This window comes from Hydrogenovibrio sp. 3SP14C1 (assembly GCF_029625905.1).
GTDB lineage: Bacteria > Pseudomonadota > Gammaproteobacteria > Thiomicrospirales > Thiomicrospiraceae > Hydrogenovibrio.
Genome location: NZ_JARTLM010000358.1, coordinates 1 through 230, shown reverse-complemented (window position 1 = coordinate 230; position 230 = coordinate 1). Strand labels below are relative to the sequence as shown.

1 pseudogene is annotated in these 230 nt (G+C 58.7%); it reads left to right on the top strand.

The features are described from left to right. A pseudogene (locus P8629_RS12835) lies at nucleotides 1–230 on the top strand (TonB-dependent receptor); the annotation flags it as partial.

Here is a 230-nt window from a genome sequence, read left to right as displayed (position 1 = left end):
ACCCCGGCGAGTTGCAAAACTCCGAAAGTTACGACCTGTTCGGCAAGTTAGGCTACTGGATCGACGACAATCAGAATATCGAGCTGTCGCTCAATTATTTCGATTTGGAAGAGGGCGACGACTACGTGCCCGTGGTGGGCGACCGTGATGCAGGCATTCCCACTAGCGCCGAGCGGGGCACACCCGAGGGCGCCCCGGGCTTCAATAAAGTGACCACGGCTCGCTTGGCC